Source organism: Flagellimonas sp. HMM57, assembly GCF_021390175.1.
GTDB lineage: Bacteria > Bacteroidota > Bacteroidia > Flavobacteriales > Flavobacteriaceae > Flagellimonas.
Map to the genome: position 1 here is coordinate 1,308,230 of NZ_CP090004.1, position 18,726 is coordinate 1,326,955.

The 18,726-nt window shown below is 38.4% G+C and carries 14 protein-coding genes; 6 read left to right on the plus strand and 8 right to left on the minus strand.

Going from position 1 to position 18,726, the window contains the following annotated elements:
• Positions 1–18: 18 nt before the first annotated feature.
• On the minus strand, positions 19–378 hold the full coding sequence (locus LV716_RS05780; RefSeq protein ID WP_163416809.1) for a YraN family protein: 360 nt from the start codon (positions 376–378) through the stop codon (positions 19–21).
• 169 nt (positions 379–547) lie between these two features.
• On the opposite strand from LV716_RS05780, the gene LV716_RS05785 reads away from it, so the two are divergent.
• Positions 548–2,047, plus strand: a complete 1,500-nt coding sequence (locus LV716_RS05785; protein WP_163416810.1) for a DUF1800 family protein — start codon at positions 548–550, stop codon at positions 2,045–2,047.
• Positions 2,048–2,058: 11 nt separating this feature from the next.
• Positions 2,059–3,777: a DUF1501 domain-containing protein gene (locus LV716_RS05790; protein WP_163416811.1), complete on the plus strand. Its 1,719-nt coding sequence runs from the start codon at positions 2,059–2,061 to the stop codon at positions 3,775–3,777.
• An 84-nt stretch (positions 3,778–3,861) separates the two neighbouring features.
• Here LV716_RS05790 and LV716_RS05795 read toward each other — a convergent pair whose 3' ends face one another.
• Positions 3,862–4,023 carry a hypothetical protein gene (locus LV716_RS05795; RefSeq protein ID WP_163416812.1) on the minus strand — a complete coding sequence of 54 codons (162 nt, stop codon included), beginning with the start codon at positions 4,021–4,023 and terminating at the stop codon, positions 3,862–3,864.
• 169 nt (positions 4,024–4,192) lie between these two features.
• On the opposite strand from LV716_RS05795, the gene metG reads away from it, so the two are divergent.
• From metG to LV716_RS05815, 4 genes are all read left to right on the plus strand, one after another.
• Complete coding sequence (gene metG / locus LV716_RS05800; RefSeq protein ID WP_163416813.1) at positions 4,193–6,268, plus strand: methionine--tRNA ligase; 2,076 nt, start codon at positions 4,193–4,195, stop codon at positions 6,266–6,268.
• Positions 6,269–6,393: 125 nt separating this feature from the next.
• Positions 6,394–8,523 (plus strand): Tex family protein, encoded by a 2,130-nt coding sequence (locus LV716_RS05805; RefSeq protein WP_163416814.1) that lies wholly within the window; start codon positions 6,394–6,396, stop codon positions 8,521–8,523.
• Between the two features lie 7 nt (positions 8,524–8,530).
• Positions 8,531–9,433, plus strand: a complete 903-nt coding sequence (locus LV716_RS05810) for a histone deacetylase (protein ID WP_163416815.1) — start codon at positions 8,531–8,533, stop codon at positions 9,431–9,433.
• Positions 9,434–9,476: 43 nt separating this feature from the next.
• On the plus strand, positions 9,477–9,998 hold the full coding sequence (locus tag LV716_RS05815) for a ferritin (protein ID WP_163416816.1): 522 nt from the start codon (positions 9,477–9,479) through the stop codon (positions 9,996–9,998).
• Positions 9,999–10,269: 271 nt separating this feature from the next.
• Here LV716_RS05815 and LV716_RS05820 read toward each other — a convergent pair whose 3' ends face one another.
• From LV716_RS05820 to LV716_RS05845, 6 genes are all read right to left on the minus strand, one after another.
• Positions 10,270–10,683 carry a hypothetical protein gene (locus LV716_RS05820; RefSeq protein ID WP_163416817.1) on the minus strand — a complete coding sequence of 138 codons (414 nt, stop codon included), beginning with the start codon at positions 10,681–10,683 and terminating at the stop codon, positions 10,270–10,272.
• A 142-nt stretch (positions 10,684–10,825) separates the two neighbouring features.
• Positions 10,826–11,158: a single-stranded DNA-binding protein gene (locus LV716_RS05825; protein WP_163416818.1), complete on the minus strand. Its 333-nt coding sequence runs from the start codon at positions 11,156–11,158 to the stop codon at positions 10,826–10,828.
• Positions 11,159–11,607: 449 nt separating this feature from the next.
• Complete coding sequence (locus LV716_RS05830; protein WP_163416819.1) at positions 11,608–11,904, minus strand: antibiotic biosynthesis monooxygenase; 297 nt, start codon at positions 11,902–11,904, stop codon at positions 11,608–11,610.
• Positions 11,905–12,064: 160 nt separating this feature from the next.
• Positions 12,065–13,636 carry a solute:sodium symporter family transporter gene (locus tag LV716_RS05835; protein WP_163416820.1) on the minus strand — a complete coding sequence of 524 codons (1,572 nt, stop codon included), beginning with the start codon at positions 13,634–13,636 and terminating at the stop codon, positions 12,065–12,067.
• 16 nt (positions 13,637–13,652) lie between these two features.
• Entirely contained in the window at positions 13,653–14,531 is an 879-nt protein-coding gene (locus LV716_RS05840; protein ID WP_163416821.1) for an inositol oxygenase family protein, read from the minus strand.
• A gap of 103 nt (positions 14,532–14,634) precedes the next feature.
• The gene (locus tag LV716_RS05845; RefSeq protein ID WP_163416822.1) at positions 14,635–18,720 is read right to left on the minus strand and encodes a hybrid sensor histidine kinase/response regulator transcription factor; all 4,086 of its coding nucleotides are present in this window, start codon (positions 18,718–18,720) and stop codon (positions 14,635–14,637) included.
• Between the last annotated feature and the right edge of the window lie 6 nt (positions 18,721–18,726).

Below are 18,726 nucleotides of genomic sequence, written 5' to 3' on the forward strand. Positions count from 1 at the left end.
TACAAATAAAACAAATGGTTAAAAATGATAGAATGCATTTTCCAGATGTTCTATTTCAAACCTTTCCTGTTTTTTAATGATGGTTATTACATCAAATCGTACGTCTACATCCAAATCATTTTCTTCAACATAGTGACTTGCTGTTGTGACCAAGAGTCCGATCTTCTTCTTAGTTATGGTATCCGAAATAGTCTCAAAAAAGCCACTGGTCCTTGATTTTACTTCTACTATGCATAGTGTATCTTCTTTTTTAGCAATGATATCGATCTCTCCCTTCAGGTACCTATAGTTCCTGTATAGGATTTCATACCCCTTTTTAAGCAGAAAATCCACTGCTTTTTGCTCCCCAAGCTTTCCAAACTCATTATGTTTTCCCATAAATGCGGAAAAATATTAAAAAAAATATGCAGTTCATCGAAAAATTTAACAGTTCACGGCAAAAACAACGTTAACTATTGTAATTTGTTGGCACAATTGAACCACACCAACATCAACTAAACATATAGTTGCCCCTAAACTATGGACTTTCTTAACCCCAAACATTGTTATGGAGTACTTCATCAATTGTAATTCCTCACCTTTAGCGGAGTACAATACACCACTGGATAAAATCCGTGCTGAACACTTATACCGAAGGCTAGGTTTTAGCGCATCGGTACAGACTATTAATGCAGCTGTTGGAGATACGGCTGGTAATCTTGTTGACAATTTAGTGAACCAAGCCCTAGCTGCACCTGTTATCCCAGCCCCTGAATGGGCCGATTGGACAAACGCCAATTACCCAGAAGATGACGACCTGGCCAGACAGATAAGGCGAGCTCAACAAGAAGAGTTTACACTCTCCTATGTTAATTCGCTACTGGACAATAACCTTAGGGATAGAATGAGTTTCTTTTGGAGCAATCATTTTGTTACAGAGTTGGATGTTTATAATTGTAATTCTTTTCTGTATTACTATATAAATTGTCTACAGCGTAACGCTCTAGGAAACTTTAGAACCTTCGTCAGCGAAATTGGTTTGACCAGTGCTATGCTCTATTATTTAGATGGCGTTAGAAACCGAGGTAACAACCCAAACGAAAATTATGCCCGTGAACTTTATGAGCTTTTTACCTTGGGAGAAGGCAATGGCTATACTGAAGAAGATATTATAGAAACTTCCAAATCACTTTCTGGATATACCGAACGTGGTGAAGAAGGATGTACGCAAGTAACGTTCAATCCAGAACATTTCAATACGGAAAACAAAACGATATTTGGTCAAACAGGAAATTGGGACTATGATGATACCATTGATATTCTCTTTACCCAAAAAGCTGATTTAATTGCTGGTTTCATCTGCAAGAAACTATACGAATTTTTTGTACACCCAGATTCTACAAATGATGAGGGAGGAAACGCTCCAGATATCATCAACGGAATGGCACAGAGAATGGTTTCCAGTAACTTTGAAATTGCCCCAGTACTTTCAGAGTTATTTAAAAGCCAGCACTTTTTTGATGAAACTGCAATTGGTGTTATCATAAAAAGTCCCTTTGATCTTTATTTAAACTTTTTCAAGGAAACTAATTTTACCTATGATGATAGTAACTTATCGTTTGCCATTGGTAGCTCAGAATTATTGGGGCAAGAACTTTTTGACCCGTTTGATGTGGCAGGTTGGCAACGGGACAGGGAATGGATCAATACCAACTTTATCATTGGCCGATGGTTAAGTATGGAGGAGTTACTTGCCAATCTCCACGCCGCGGACAAGGATCAATTCATAACATTTGGAATTGAGGCCACAAACGCAACGGGAGCTGACGGAGCCTCCGAAAACGATCCAGAAGTAGTAGCTAGGGCCATCATCGACAAAATAACTCCCAAAGGACTTTTGGAAGATTCCCAATATGATGCCGCCATAACCGTATTTAGGGAACCTTTTGAGAACACCAATATGTTTGAAAATGGTTCTTGGGACATGTCACTACCCATGAATACTGATGTTCAAGTGTACTTACTCTTGCGTCATTTGGTAAGACAACCTGAATTTCAACTTAAATAACCCCTACTATTATGTGCGATACTCATCACGATAACGATACTACACCATATAAAGGCCTAGAACACGAAGGCCATGATCTAGAACATAAAAACTGGAGCAGGCGTTCCTTTATCCAAGCATTGGGTATAGCAGGTTCTGGTTCCATGTTTTTGGGAAGCAACCTGCTTACCGCATCAGGACCTTCTCCATTAACTTCTGCCATATCAGCAGCTGAAACCGACAATATTCTTATTTTGATAAGACTGTCTGGAGGTAACGATGGATTAAGTACCGTTATTCCTATTCAGCAATATGATACCTATGCTAATGCAAGACCTAATATCTATATTCCGGAAAGTAAAGTTTTAAAGCTTACGGATGACTTTGGAATACCCACCTATATGAGTTCCTTAGAACCTCTTTGGGGCGAAGGCCAATTTAAAGCGGTGCATGGAGTGGGTTATGAACGCCAAAGCTTATCCCATTTTACGGGTTCTGATATTTTTGCGAATACGGATTTGACCACCTCTGGTTTCTCAGGCCTAAACACCGGCTGGATGGGCAGACACTTTGAAAACATCTATCCGGATTATTTATTGGAAAGTGGAAGGCCAGATGCTCCAGCAGCAATTCAAATTGGAAATATTGCAAATTTGGTTTTTCAAGGTGAAGAGACCAATTATGCGTTTGTAACCAATAATGTAGATCAATTAGAAGAAATTGCCCAAACGGGATCTTTTTATGAAATTGAAAATGCACCTTTCGATAATTGTATGTACGGTGATCAACTTAAATTTTTAAGAGGAGTTGCCAATACCACTTATGAATATGCTGGTAAAATACATGAAGCATACGAAAGAGGGCAGAATCAAGTCGAATATCAAGACAATGGTTTTGCAAGACAGTTAGCTTTGTTAGCTAGACTAATTAAAGGAAACTTGGGTACAAAAGTTTATATGATTTCCATGGGTGGTTTTGATACGCACGGTAATCAACCTATAGTTCACGAACGGTTGATGTCAAATCTTTCCATAGCGATAAACAATTTCTACGAAGATATTGCCTTTACCAATCAGGACGAACAGGTATTGAGTATGACCTTCTCCGAATTTGGACGTAGAATCTTTGAAAATGGCTCTACAGGTACAGACCACGGAAAAGCTGCACCTACGCTATTCTTTGGATCAGGATTAAAAGGGAGTGCCTTTGTAGGGGAACATCCTTCTTTAGAAAATCCCAATGGTCGTGGAAACTTAGAATACACTATGGATTTTAGAGATTTATACGCCACTGTTCTTGCCGAATGGCTCTGTGTTCCAATACCTTTGGTAGAACAACATTTATTGAACCATACCTATGCCCCGGTCAATCTTGGGTTTAATTGTAGTGGTACGGATTTCCCGGATATTGCCATGGATAGCGACTCACCTACTCTGCCAGATACCCCACCAAGTCAAGATAGTTTGAACCCCGATCCGGAATTATTGAACACTATTGTTCATAAGCCGTATTATCCTTCAGAAAGAAATCCACATATTTATTTGGAAATGCCTGTTGCAGCCCATGTTGATATTCAATTGTACAATATACTTGGCCAAAACGTGGGTACAGTTTTCAACGAAATGATGTTGGAAGGTTCTGCAGAAATCAACATTAGGGAAAGGATGCGGGATAGCCTATCTACTGGAAAATATATCTATCAAATCCAGGTGGGCGACCAAAGAATGAGCAAATCAGTAATGATTATGTAATAACGAGTAACACTTACATTCCAGAATCCTCCGATAGTGCATCTCCCCACCCCTTTTAGGGTTGCATAATCGGAGGTTTCCTTTTTAGGTCAACTTGGGTTTGTCCTTATCTGTTTTAAATGACAGTGCCTTCTTCACTTCGTGATTTTTGTCTTTGTAGACTTTGGTCACTTCTTTCTTTTCCTCTTTTAAAACGGATTTAAATTTCTCAAGATTCTTCAACCTTTTAGGATTACCAGTACTCATAGCATCAATTTTTATAGGCATATTCTTACAATATATGGAATATCTATATCTCCAACTAAAAATCAATACTGTTTTCGATATCGGTATGCTTGCTCATAAACTACTTCATAGAAATGGTGAAATCACTCTAATGAAATTCTGTATTTTTGAGGCTTAATTAAAATAGTACATGTCTCAGACTTCATCACCTTCAAGATATACCATTACCGCAGCCTTGCCCTATACCAATGGCCCTATTCATATTGGACATTTGGCAGGGGTATATGTCCCCGCAGATATCTATGCCCGTTATCAAAGATTACAGGGGAAAGACGTTGCTTTTATCTGTGGTAGCGACGAACACGGAGTGGCCATCCCAATGAAGGCAAAAAAAGAAGGTGTTACTCCAAAGGAGATTATTGACAGATACCACGAAATTATTAAAAAGTCTTTTGCTGATTTTGGAATTTCCTTCGATAATTATTCCCGCACATCGGCAGAAATCCATCATAAGACAGCATCGAATTTTTTTGAAAAATTATACCAACAAGAGGATTTTATAGAAGAGGTCACAGAACAACTTTATGATGATGAAGCCAAGCAGTTTTTAGCAGATAGATTTGTTACGGGCACCTGTCCAAAATGTGGGTATGAAGAAGCTTACGGAGATCAGTGCGAGAATTGTGGTTCTTCCCTCAATGCAACGGATTTGATCAATCCAAAATCTACCATAACAGGTGGTATTCCAATATTGAAAAAAACCAAACATTGGTTTCTACCACTGGACCGTTATGAAGATTTTTTAAAAGAATGGATTTTGGAAGGCCACAAAAACGATTGGAAACCCAATGTCTATGGGCAATGTAAATCTTGGATAGATGATGGTTTAAAACCACGTGCCGTTACGCGCGATTTGGATTGGGGTATTCCAGTACCTGTTGAAGGTGGTGAAGGAAAGGTGCTTTATGTTTGGTTCGATGCGCCCATTGGCTATATCTCTTCAACTAAGGAATGGGCAAAAAGAGAGGGAAAAGATTGGGAGCCCTATTGGAAAGATAAAGAGAGTAAATTGCTTCACTTTATTGGCAAGGACAACATCGTTTTCCACTGTATTATCTTTCCGAGCATGCTCAAGGCACATGGCGACTTTATCTTACCGGAAAATGTACCTGCAAATGAATTCTTAAACTTAGAAGGCAACAAGCTCTCCACATCCAAAAATTGGGCCGTTTGGTTGCATGAGTATTTGGAAGAATTTCCAGACATGGAAGATGTGCTCCGATATACCCTGACCGCCAATGCACCTGAGACCAAGGACAATGATTTTACTTGGAAGGATTTTCAGGCGAGAAATAATAATGAACTGGTAGCTATTTTCGGCAATTTTATAAATCGGGTGGCGGTTTTGACACATAAGTATTATGATGGCATAATTCCTACCCCTGGCGAATTTCAAGATATTGACAAAGAAACTTTGAAATCTTTGCAGGATTTTCCAGCCCTTATTTCAAGTTCTCTGGAGCGCTATCGATTTAGGGAGGCAAGCCAAGAGTTGATGAACCTAGCACGATTGGGCAATAAATATTTGGCAGATGAGGAACCCTGGAAACTTATAAAAACCGATGAAGAACGTGTAAAAACCATCATGTTTGTAGCACTTCAAATCGCAACGGGTCTAGCTATCCTAAGTGAACCTTTTTTACCGTTTACCTCCAAGAAACTCAAAAACATACTCAATTTCGGGGCTAGTGGGGTCGACACCTCTTGGAATACTTTCGAAACCCAAGAAGCAATGCTCCAATCGGGTCATCAAATCAATAAAAGTGAATTGTTGTTCCGTAAAGTAGAGGACAAAGAAATTGAAGCACAATTGGAAAAACTTGAAGCTACAAAAAAAGCAAACCAACAAATGGAAAAAGAAGTTACAACACAAAAAGACACCATCACTTTTGACGACTTCACCAAATTGGATATGCGTGTGGGCACAATTATCGAAGCGGAAAAAATGCCGAAAGCCAACAAGCTTTTGGTGTTAAAAGTAGATACTGGTTTGGATACCAGGACCATCGTTTCCGGAATTGCCGAGAGTTTTACCCCTGAAGAAATAGTAGGTAAAAAGGTCACTGTTTTAGTAAATCTTGCACCAAGAAAATTGCGAGGTGTGGAAAGCGAAGGGATGATTTTGATGACCGAAAACAAGGAGGGTAAATTGGTATTTGTGAACCCAGATGAGGATGGAGTTGGTAATGGTGAGGGTATAAATTAATTCCAATAATTGCATATGTATATCACATCGAGCGCCCACCTGAAAGACGAATTCGGTCAGGCAGTCGAGATGCAGTACACTTGAGCCTAGCTAGAAAAAGAATACATACACCCTATTAAGAATCCATGCAACTCATCCCCTACATTCTAAAACAAGCACAATTTTCAGAAAAAAGTATCGAGAATACAGTTGCACTATTGAACGAAGACTGCACCATTCCCTTTATATCTAGATATCGGAAAGAACGTACGGGCAATCTAGACGAGGTTCAGGTTGGTGAAATCGTAAAGCTCAAAACCCAGTTTGAAGCACTGGAAAAAAGAAAACAAACCATTATCAAAGCTGTTGGCGAACAAGGAGCACTTACTCCAGACTTAAAAATAAAGTTTGAAAACTGTATTGATTTAGCGGTCTTGGAGGATTTATACCTTCCTTTTAAAAAAAGTAAAAAAACAAAAGCAGAAACTGCCAGAAAACAGGGGCTTGAACCTTTGGCAAAAATCATCATGGCCCAAAAAAGCGATGAAATTGAGTTCATAGCTTCTAGATTTCTCAGTAATGACGTCATTAATGAAGGTGAAGCGCTGGAAGGTGCTCGCTATATCATCGCAGAATGGATCAATGAACGTACCGATATTCGCAACCAACTACGAAATCAATTGGAGCGACATGCTTTGATTACTTCAAAAATCATCAAAACAAAAGAGGCTAGTGAAAAAGCTCAAAAATTCCGAGATTATTTTGATTGGAGCGAATCGCTTAACAGATGCCCATCACATAGGCTCTTGGCTATTTTAAGAGCTGAAAAAGAAGGTTTTGTCCGCATAAAAATTGAAATTGATACGGATAGAGCGCTTGACAACATGGAAAGGCGCATCATAAAATCGAACAACGCATGTACTGTTCAAATCAAATTGGCCATTGCCGATGCGTACAAACGATTGTTGCTGCCTTCATTGTCCAATGAGCTTCTAAAAAATGCTAAAGAAGCGGCAGATACCAGTGCAATCCAAGTGTTTTCCAAAAATCTAAAACAGTTGCTGCTAGGGGCACCATTGGGCGAAAAGCGAATTTTAGCCATAGACCCAGGTTTTAGAACGGGATGTAAAGTGGTCTGCTTGAATGCTCACGGAGATTTAAAACACAATGAAACCATTTATCCCCATGCGCCCCAAAACAAAAGCTCGGATGCCATTAAAAAGATAAGTTCCTTAGTAGATGCGCACAAAATTGAAGCTATTGCCATTGGGAACGGAACGGCTTCGCGCGAAACGGAACGATTGGTAAAACGAATAGCCTTTAAAAATCCTATTGAAGTATTCGTGGTGAGCGAGGCGGGTGCTTCTATTTACTCTGCTTCCAAAATAGCTAGGGATGAATTTCCCAACTACGATGTTACCGTGCGCGGAGCGGTATCTATTGGACGGCGTTTGGCCGACCCATTGGCAGAATTGGTCAAAATAGATGCAAAATCCATTGGTGTGGGACAATATCAGCACGATGTAGACCAGACAAAACTTAAAACTTCGTTGGATACGGTCGTGGAAAGTTGTGTGAACTCCGTTGGGGTAAATATAAATACCGCTAGTGTTCCCTTACTCAGTTACGTATCGGGTATTGGGCCTAAACTCGCCGAAAATATAGTTGCCTATAGAAATGAAAATGGTGCTTTTAAAAGTAGGGAAGAAATAAAAAAAGTTCCCCGTTTGGGCGGTAAAGCCTTTGAGCAGGGCGCAGGATTTTTGCGGATAAAAGACGGTATCAATCCCTTGGACGATTCTGCAGTGCATCCTGAAAGTTACCGTATTGTTGCAAACATGGCCAAGGACAAAGGGATAGCAATATCGGATATCATCCAAAACGAAGCTGTCATACAACAGATAAATATAGAATTGTACTGCACGGATACTGTTGGAATGCCAACCTTAACGGATATTCTTGAAGAATTGAAACGACCAGGGCTGGACCGTAGGGAAAAAGCGAAGGTTTTCACCTTCAATCAAAACATTAAACAAATTACCGATTTACAGCAAGGGCAGTTGTTGCCGGGAATTGTCAACAACATTACCAATTTTGGATGTTTTGTAGATATCGGTATCAAAGAAAGTGGTCTTATCCATGTTTCGAACCTATCCGATTCTTTTGTGAAGGATGTGAATGCCCATGTAAGTTTACATCAACAAATCGTAGTAAAAGTTCTGGATGTGGATGTGCCAAGAAAACGTATCCAATTGGCATTGCATAAAAAAGATTGATCTTACAATGCTCAAAATTGCTTTCCACCCTATTTATAAACATCCTTTACCGGAAGGACACCGCTTCCCAATGGTGAAATACGATCTCTTACCACAACAGTTATTGTATGAAGGCACCTGTGATGAAGCCAATTTTTTTCAACCAAAAACTCCGAACGATACATTCATTTTAGCTGCCCATGATACAGAATACTATAACAAACTCATCAATCTAGACATTAAACCAAGTGCCGCCAGAAAAATAGGTTTTCCCTTAAGCACCGAGCTGGTACAACGGGAGCGAATTATAGCGGACGGCACCATAAAAGGCTGTGAATTTGCTTTGGAACATGGCATAGCCATGAATATTGCAGGAGGCACACATCATGCCTACTCCAACAGGGGCGAAGCATTCTGTATGTTGAACGACCAAGCTATAGGCGCTAGATATCTTCAAAATGAAGGAAAAGCACAAAAAATATTGATTGTAGATTTGGATGTGCACCAGGGCAATGGTACGGCTGAAATATTTCAGGATGACGATGCTGTCTTTACCTTTTCCATGCATGGTAGTGGAAATTATCCGTTTAAAAAAGAAATATCAAATTTGGATATTCCTTTAGAAAAAGGCACATCCGACAAGGAATACCTGTCCATTCTAAAGAAAACACTTCCAGCACTATTGAAAAAAGTGAATCCCGACTTTATCTTTTATCTCTGTGGCGTAGATGTGCTGTCTTCGGATAAACTGGGAACTTTAGGAATGTCTTTAGAAGGCTGTAAAGAACGTGATCGTTATGTGCTCCAAACATGTCTGGATGCCGAAGTACCCTTACAATGCAGCATGGGCGGTGGATATTCACCAGATATAAAAACAATAGTCGAAGCCCATGCCAATACTTTTCGCCTTGCACAGAAAATCTTCTTCTAAAATCCGTAGCTAGATTTCGTAACTTTGTTAAAAAGGACAATATATGTTATCAAAGAAGCTAGAAAAAGCGCTGAACAATCAAATACGAATAGAGGCTGAATCGTCTCAAGTTTATCTATCTATGGCTTCTTGGGCCGAAGTAAAGGGATTAGAGGGCGTAGCTGGATTCATGTACGGCCATTCAGACGAAGAACGCATGCATATGCTAAAATTGGTCAAATATGTAAACGAAAGAGGGGGACACGCCATTATTTCAGATTTGAAAGCACCAGAGACCGAGTTTGGAACGTTAACAAAAATGTTGCAAAAGCTTTACGATCATGAAGTTTTTGTTTCGCAAAGTATAAATGACCTGGTTCATGTTACTTTAGAGGAAAAGGACTATGCCACACACAATTTTCTACAGTGGTATGTAGCGGAGCAACTAGAAGAAGAAGCTTTGGCAAGAACCGTTCTGGATAAGATCAATTTGATAGGAAACGACAAAGGAGGACTATATCTTTTTGATAGGGACATTCAACAGTTAACTGTTGAGAGTGCTGCATCGGATACTGGTGGTGAATAATTTTAACAATCGAATTTATTTAGATTAATTTAAAATAAGTTATTTTTGGCTCATCTGTGTTTTGCGATGGGTAAAAAGAAAAAATCAAAAAAAAGCAATAAAGCCTTACTAAAGGAGCTAACGCCCACCAATTGTAAGACAAAATGTTGCAAAAAATACAAAAAGGCAGAGAGTAAACGCTGTAAGCGTTGCCCATGTTTTGACCTGCTTAAGAAAGTAGCATAAAAAAAAGCCACCTTATCGGTGGCTTTTGTATTTTCTGGCCATGATATTATTTCTTCATATCAGATTGCGTTACTTTACCAGTATTCTGAATCGAGAAAAAATCTGAATCCGATAGTGATAAATACTCTTTTGCTTTCTGAAAGTACAGTTCACTATGCGGCTTATCATGTGTACAGTTTTTAAGATGTTCTTTGTACGCATCCTTTTTACCTTTCATATACACCAGATAAGAGGTAAAGTTCATCTTCCCTAAATTTCGTTCATACATTCTCTGATCTACCCAATAATCCGATTCATCTTGATGACTTAAAAGTAAGAGTGATTGTTCGTAATCCGCATCGCGCTGGGCAAGCTTTTCGTAAAATCGAAATCCGTTTACCGTGTGGCCATGGTTTTGGGCAAACGTCCCAAACCAAGAGCTACAAGCAAGAACCACTAAGGGAAAACGAATTGCTTTCATTTATATTAATCTTTTCTATTTTAAGTTGGACGGAACACCGACCAAAATGTTGCGTGATTTCTCTTTAAATTAAAGTTAATTTATCAATGAAAAGAAAAAAGGGGGTCAAACACCCCCTTTATCGTTTATCTGTTAGTACGACTTATTTGCCTAACATCAAAAGTTCATTGCACTTGATCTCAGTGATATATCTTTTTTCACCATCCTTGGTCTCGTAAGAACGTGAAGTAAGTTTTCCTTCAATCGCGACTTCCTTGCCCTTTACCAAATAGTTTTCCACAATCTCGGCTGTTTTCTCCCAGGCAACGATATTATGCCATTGGGTATCCGTTACTTTTTCCCCCTCGGCGTTTTTATAGGATTCGTTTGTAGCTATTGAAAATTTTGCCAGTTTACTGCCATTTTCCAACAGTACGATTTCTGGGTCATTTCCTAGGTTTCCAATCAACTGTACTTTGTTTCTTAGTGAATTCATCTTTTTAAATTTTACATGTTAAACAGTTCATACTATCGAACGCTTATCATTCGACAGGGCAAACATAAGAGCAGTAAAAAACAGGAATCGGTTTTAAAACATTTGTTTTCGTTTGTAAACGGATGTAAATGTTTTAACTTAAAAAGAGCGGGGTGGATGTAAAAAACAAAGCAATTAGGAGCGACAATACTTATAGCGATTCGAAAGGGCGTTTACTTTTTGTCGTTTATTTAAACTTTAGAATTACAAAAGTCAATGTGAGGAGAACAATTATCGAAACCATTATGTTTCTATTCCAGTTAATTTGTGATTGTTCATGCTCAAGTTCAGACGTGCCAAACTTTGCAAAAACCCTCCAAAAAAACCCTCCAATATCTCTAAATATTCGCCACACTTGTTATCCCTTATTTTAAGCTTTAAAATTTACTCAAAGAATACTTCATTCAATTTCACCTTGTAAAATCATCTATTTCCCTAAAGATTTCTACGGAGATTCGTTTGCCCAAATCATGCATGGATCCCATTTGGCTATGATTGCCATCATGCCAAAATTTCTTCCAGTCATTTAGAGAATCCCATCTTGCTATTGTCTTTATTTCTTTGGTATCCTTATCGTTCTGCAACATAAAACTACCTCTTGCTCCTTCAACTTCTTTATGAATTCTATTCGTTGTTCTTTTCCATGTCTCGATGAAAAGCTCTAATTTTTCGGGCTCTACTTGCCAGCTATATAGTATTCGTATCATTTTATTATCATTTAAGGTCCATTAAAAATAATAGAGAAAGACGAAATGACTTAAATATACTATCAACTTTTAAAAATAGATATAAAATGGGATGACCAATATTTGTACCGCTCTCTCCAATTGGAAATATTGAGCTTATAGGTTTTAAATCTCTGTATAATCACGACAGCAATATGTAAATTAGAATGGTCAGCACCACCAAAATAATTCCAGCAAAATTGACCGAAGACCAACCTTTTTCAGCAGAATCTTCTGAGGTGTCTTCCAAAAAAACTGTTGTTGGGAATAATTTAGAAAACAAAAACATGATGAGAAAGTTTAATACAAATTCAATCCCCCATAAGTGAACAAAATGAATATCAACTTTTAAAATGAAGGTTGTTAGTATATAGAAGGTAAACCCAAAAAATAGTCCAGCTTTCGCACCGACCGTATTTATCTGTTTAATAAATATACCTGCTATAATGATTGAAGAAATGGGTATAAAGAAAATGCCATTTAATTCCTGTAAAAGAAAATAAAGCCCATCGGGAGCATAAGCTACCATAGGTGCAACAGTTATTGCGATAACTGCCAATAGCACTGATATCAATTTTCCGTAACGTACCAATTTTGCATCCGAAACGTTCTTATCAATGGATTTTTTATAGATGTCATAGCAGAATACAGTACTTGCGGAATTCAGTACGCTATTGAAGGTACTAAGAACCGCACCAAGAATAACTGCTGCAAAAAAACCGAATAAATACGTGGGGAGTACTTTTTTCACCAGCATGGGGTAAATCAAATCCGGTGTTTTATAATAAGCGTCTTGAAAATAGTAAAAGGCGATCAAGCCCGGCAATACAATGATCAATGGTACCAGAAGCTTAAGAACACCCGTATAAATGAGACCTTTTTGTGCTTCAACCAAATTCTTTGCTCCAAACGCTCTTTGAATGATGGCTTGGTTCATTCCCCAAAAATAAATTTGATTGATCATCAACCCAGTAAACAATACGGAGAAGGGCAAAACGGAATCTGGCTTTCCAATAATATCAAATTTATCGGGAGCAAAATTATATACCGTAGATAGTCCTTCAAGAATATTACCGCTACCAATTTCATACAAAGCAATTCCAGGTATCAATAAGCCGCCCAACATAAGCCCTACCCCATTTAAAGTGTCTGAATATGCAACGGCTTTTAATCCTCCAAAAATGGCATAAAAAGAGCCTATAACCCCAATGACCAAGACCATATAGATCATCGCCATTCTCCGTGGAACATTAAAAAGTGCAGAAAAATCGAAAACACTTTCAATGTTAATAGCGCCCGAGTACAGTACAATTGGCAACAGGGTGACCACAAAGGAAAGCATTAATAAAAAGGCCACTATAGAACGCGTGGTGCCATCAAAACGCTTTTCCAAGAACTCTGGGATAGTGGTTAAACCCATTCGGATAAACCGCGGCAAAAAGAAAATTGCAGCAATGACAAGCGCAATTGCTGAAGTAACCTCCCAAGCAATGACGATAATTCCATTTTTATATGAACTACCATTCATTCCGATCAAATGCTCGGTAGAAATATTTGTCAAGATCATTGACCCGGCAATTATGGGCCCTGTCAGACTTTTTCCTGCTAAAAAGTAGCCTTTTGCCGTTTTGAAATTATCTTTTCGAAGCTTATAAACCGTGTAAAAGATGACGAATAGCGTAAATCCAAAAAAGCCAATATATGCTGAGTTCATTCTGGCAGTTACCTAATTAGAACTTCAATGTTGCCGGTAAATATTTGGCAACCAAATCTTCATAATAAGGCTTTAAGGCTTTAGCATCAGGTGGTGTGGGTGCTTTTGAATATAAGTCGTATGGGTTGAATTTTTTTACCCACTCAAACATTTCATGGTCTTTTTTGTTCATTAAATGATCGTAAGCCCCTTCACGGTGTTGGGCATAAAACGAGTGGTAACGGATCATATAAAGTGCTGGTTCGGGCAAATAATCTTTCATGATTTGATAGAGGTATTCATCATGCCCCCAACTCATTTTTACATTATCCAACCCGCAATTTTCCTTGTATACCCCCAACTTACTTGTATATCTTTCGTCTTTTGAATCTGGATTCTCATCAAAAAATTCAGGATATACTATTTTATCCGAAAAGGCACATCCTACGGGAAAGGTATCGCCCACAACGGCCCACTGTGGTTCACCGAAGAGACAAAGTACTTTGCCCATATCGTGCAAGAAACCGGTCAATACAAACCAGTCGGGATGTCCATCTGCACGAATCGCTTCTGATGTTTGCAACAAGTGTTGCAATTGATCTAAATCGATATCTGGATCACTGTCATCGACAAGCGTATTAAGAAAATCGACAGCTTCCCAGAGTGTCATGGTACGTTTATCAAATTTTAGAAATTCCGCTTCCTTTTCTTTTACGAAACTGTAGGTCTGAAATTTATGGTTCAACCGATAGAATTCACGTACACCATCAACCCTTTCGGAATCTACATAATTTCTATAGTCTTCTTTCTCTTTTATGGTTTCGTCAGGGTCTGGGTAGCGTTGTAACAAATCGTCTTCCCAGTCATCCACATCGTTCATTGGCTGTCGAAGGTTCTTATTTTCAGATGGTTTCATAGACGCTGTATTTAGTTAATTTAGAAAAATGAAAGTACTATTTCGTAAACTTTACGATATGGAATATCATATCAAAAACATGGACATTTTAAAATTCCATGCTTTATAGCGATTTCGCTTGTACACTATTTTTAATCAGTTGGCTGGGCGGATAGCCAAATTGCTTTTTAAAACAACGACTGAAATACAAGGGATCGTTGAATCCTACTAAGACAGATACCTCAGAAACATTATATCTTCTGCTTTTCAACAACACTGCTGCCTGTTTTAAACGTATTGTTCGAATGAATTCATTAGGTGCCAAATCGGTTAATTCTTTGATTTTCCTATATAGTTTAGAAGAACTCATACCTAGTTCTTGGCACAGTAACGAAGTGGTCAAATCTGCTTCGCCAATTTTTTCATCAATCAGCCTGGTTATTCTTTTCATAAACTCTTCATCGATAGGCGAGTGCGTCAAAAGGGATATTTCGCTATCAACTTCACCAGAAAATTTAGCCTTCAGTTCTTTGCGTGAATTTATAATATTGACGATTCTTGTCTTTAGCAAAGCAGGATCAAAAGGTTTTACCATATAGCCGTCCGCACCCACATTGTATCCTTGCACTTTATCCTCATTTTCTGAGCGTGCCGTAAGCAAAATAACAGGAATATGGCTTATGGCTTGGTCTTGTTTCAGTTCTTCACAGAATTGTAGTCCATCCATGACAGGCATCATAATGTCCGCAACACATAGTATGGGCATTATCTTACGGCACATTAACAGGCCTTCTTCCCCATCCTCTGCACAATATACTTTATAGTATTCCGAAAGATACTCCTCAATATAATTACGCAATTCAATATTATCTTCTATAATGAGTATTTTCTCTTTAATATGGGTCGATTGTACTATCTTCTTCTTATGGGCCGTTTTTCCTAATGTCTTTATACTCGACCCTTTTACCGATATATTACGTATTTCACTATCATCAAAGTACTTTCGTTTTATAGGCAACTTCACTGTAAAAATTGACCCCTTGTTAGGCTCACTTTGAAGTAAAATTGTTCCCTTATGTACCTCAACAAGGGACTTTACCAATGAGAGGCCAATACCTGAACCAGTAGTACTATCTTTACTGTTTCTTGCTTGGTAAAAGCGTGAAAAAATGTTTTTTTGAGCCGATTGTGGTATACCAATACCATTATCGCTGACTTCGAGCAGTAAATGCTTTTTTGAATCGTCGGCAAACCCCACAAATAGGTCTACACTACCATTACTATCAGTAAATTTTATCGCATTGGATAAAAGATTGTACAGTATCTTATCCAATTTGTCCTTGTCTATCCATCCAGTTATAATGTCATACTCACAATTAAAGTTGAACGATATATTCTTGCTGATGGCCCAATCTTTAAATGAGTCAAAAATATCCTGACATTGCTGTAGTATATCGATTTGACTAACTTTTAGGCTCAACTCTCCTGTTTGCGCCTTTCTAAAGTCCAATATTTGGTTGACCAGGTTTAGCAATCGATTGGCATTTTGATGGATAAGCTGGGAACGTGACTCCAAAAAATGATTTTGTATTTCGGTCGACTTTTTAACAAGATCTTTGGCCGGCCCTAAAATCAACGTCAGAGGTGTTCTAAGTTCGTGTGAAATGTTGGTGAAAAATCGAAATTTTTCATTGTTCAGTTTTTCAATGCGCTCTTGTTTTATTTTTTCAAAAAGCAATGCTTGACGCAGACGAGATTTATTCTTTAATTCCCGTCGAACAACAAAAAACACAATCAACAAAACAAAAAATGTGATCAATAAAGCTTCCGGAGTTAACCAAAATGGTGATTTTATAGTGACATCATAAGTAGCCAAATCACTCCAATATCCATTGCTATTGCTGGAACGTAGCTTGAAGGTGTACTTGTCGGGATAAAGGTTCGTGTACTGTACGGTTCTCGAATTGCTTCCAACACTGATCCAATCTTCATCAAAACCTTCTAGCATGTACTCGTATTTGTTCAAACGTTCATTGGAGAAAGAAGGGTTGGAGAATTGTAGTGAAAAATTGCGGTTATTATAATTGAGATCGACCTTTTTTCCATAATTAAGATCTTGTATATCAAATTTTTGCTTATTGATCTCGACCCCTGGATGTACTACTTTGTTCTGTACTTTAAATTCTGTGACAAACGGTTTTGGCGACCATTGGTTTTCTTTTAAGTTGTAAGGTGAAAAATGAATGACCCCATTCTTGCCTCCAAGAAAGATGTCTGAGCCTGGCACATGATAAAACCCACTTGAACTGAACACATCCAGTCGGTTTCCGCTATTGGTATTATAAACACTGACCTCGTTATCCTGTGTGTCCAATTTGGCAATACTGTTGTTCATGTTCAACCAGAGCATATCATTGGCATCGATTAGCATATCGGTTATCCATTTACCAGATAGCTCCAAAGGACCATCAAACTTCTCAAAAACGTCTTCTTTTGAATTATAATAACTAAGACCAAGTCTTGTCGCGGCCCACAGATTATTCTGGGTGTCTATAATGATATCGCTTACGTTATCATGAGGTAGACCTTCTGGATAATTTGTAGAAGCCCTATAGTTTGTGATATTATTTGTTATCAAATCTAAACTTGCAACACCATCTTCAGTAGCGAACCATACCTTCTTATTATTGTTCTCAACTACTATTTTATTTATGGACCGCCCGGGAAGCAACCTTCCCATGTCTTGAATAGGAGTCAATGTTTTTTTGTCAAACAAAAGTGCCCCGCCCTCAAAAGAACCGGCTATCATAGCAGTATTACTGTACTTGCTAAATGTAAGTACCGATGAGCTTTGAAATCCTAAATCTACATCTCTCCCAGTATTGTTAACATAGTCGTACACCAAAATACGACCGTCCCAAAGCCCACAATAGAAAACTTTACCATCTTCGGAATAGATGCTGGCAATATCATATTTTTTGTCGAAAAGAGGCAAAATCCCATCTTCGTACATGATGAACAACCCATTGTGCCTAGTAGCTACGATTACCTTATCATCGTATGTTTTTGAAAATCCACGTATTCGAGGAACTTGATTGTCGATGTGCAATGAGATGCTCTTATTAAGCTTGAACTGGTTTTTGTATGGGTCATATTTATCAAGACCGTCTTCGGTGCCTATCCACAGCACTCCAGAAGTATCAAAATAAAGTGCATAGACGAGATTGTCCACAACAGAACTATCATCTGAAAGTATGGTGTAGTGCCAATCGAAATTTCCATCTGCTACATCTTCCAGTTGGTTACAAGTGAGAAGACCACCCAAGGTACCAACCCAATATTGCCCTTCTGGGGAACGCGCCACAGAAATAAAATGAGGGCCCAATTGTTCTCTAACTCCTCTATCTTGGATATATAGATCTTTAAAAACATTTTCTTCCTTATCTAATTTATAAAGACCATTTCGTGTACCTATGAAGATGTCAGATTTATGGTCTTGATAAATAAAATTCAAATAAGGGTTTTGTTCTTCTAGACCAGCAGTGGCTAACGTATACTGGAATATCTGATTACTATTGCCATCACTATTCAAAACTATCCTTGCCACAGATTTTTTACCGTACGTACCGACCCAAATATTTCCTTCGTGATCTTCAAAGATTTCCTTGACGTATTTGAATCCGTCGATATCAATCTTTATGAAACTATCCTCAATTCGCGAGTACCTGTACAGTCCGCGGGTCTTTGTACCGACCCATACTCTCTTTTTACTATCTACAAGCACAGAACGTATTTCGCTATCGCCCAAACTATCTGGATTACCCGCCTCTGGCAAAAACGTTCGAAAGGAATGTCGCTCTAGATTCAAATGTGTCAATCCATTTCTGGTACCGATCCAAAGTTCATTCGAATCGCTATCGAACTCCAATGCTGTGATATCATCATTATTGAGTCCGTATGTATTGGTCACGCTACTCAAGTAAGGTTTGAACTGGTATCCATCAAAACGATTGAGACCCGAAAATGTACCCAACCATAAAAAACCGTTGTTGTCCTGTGTGATGTGGCGAACAGAATTATGGGACAACCCATCATTATCATTGTAATGTTCAAACTTGATATTCTGCGAATTCCCTATGAAACACAGAAATAGTATGGAAATCAATTCTTTCCGGTACAGTCTTTCACAAAATTGGAACAGCAAATGCATAGTGTA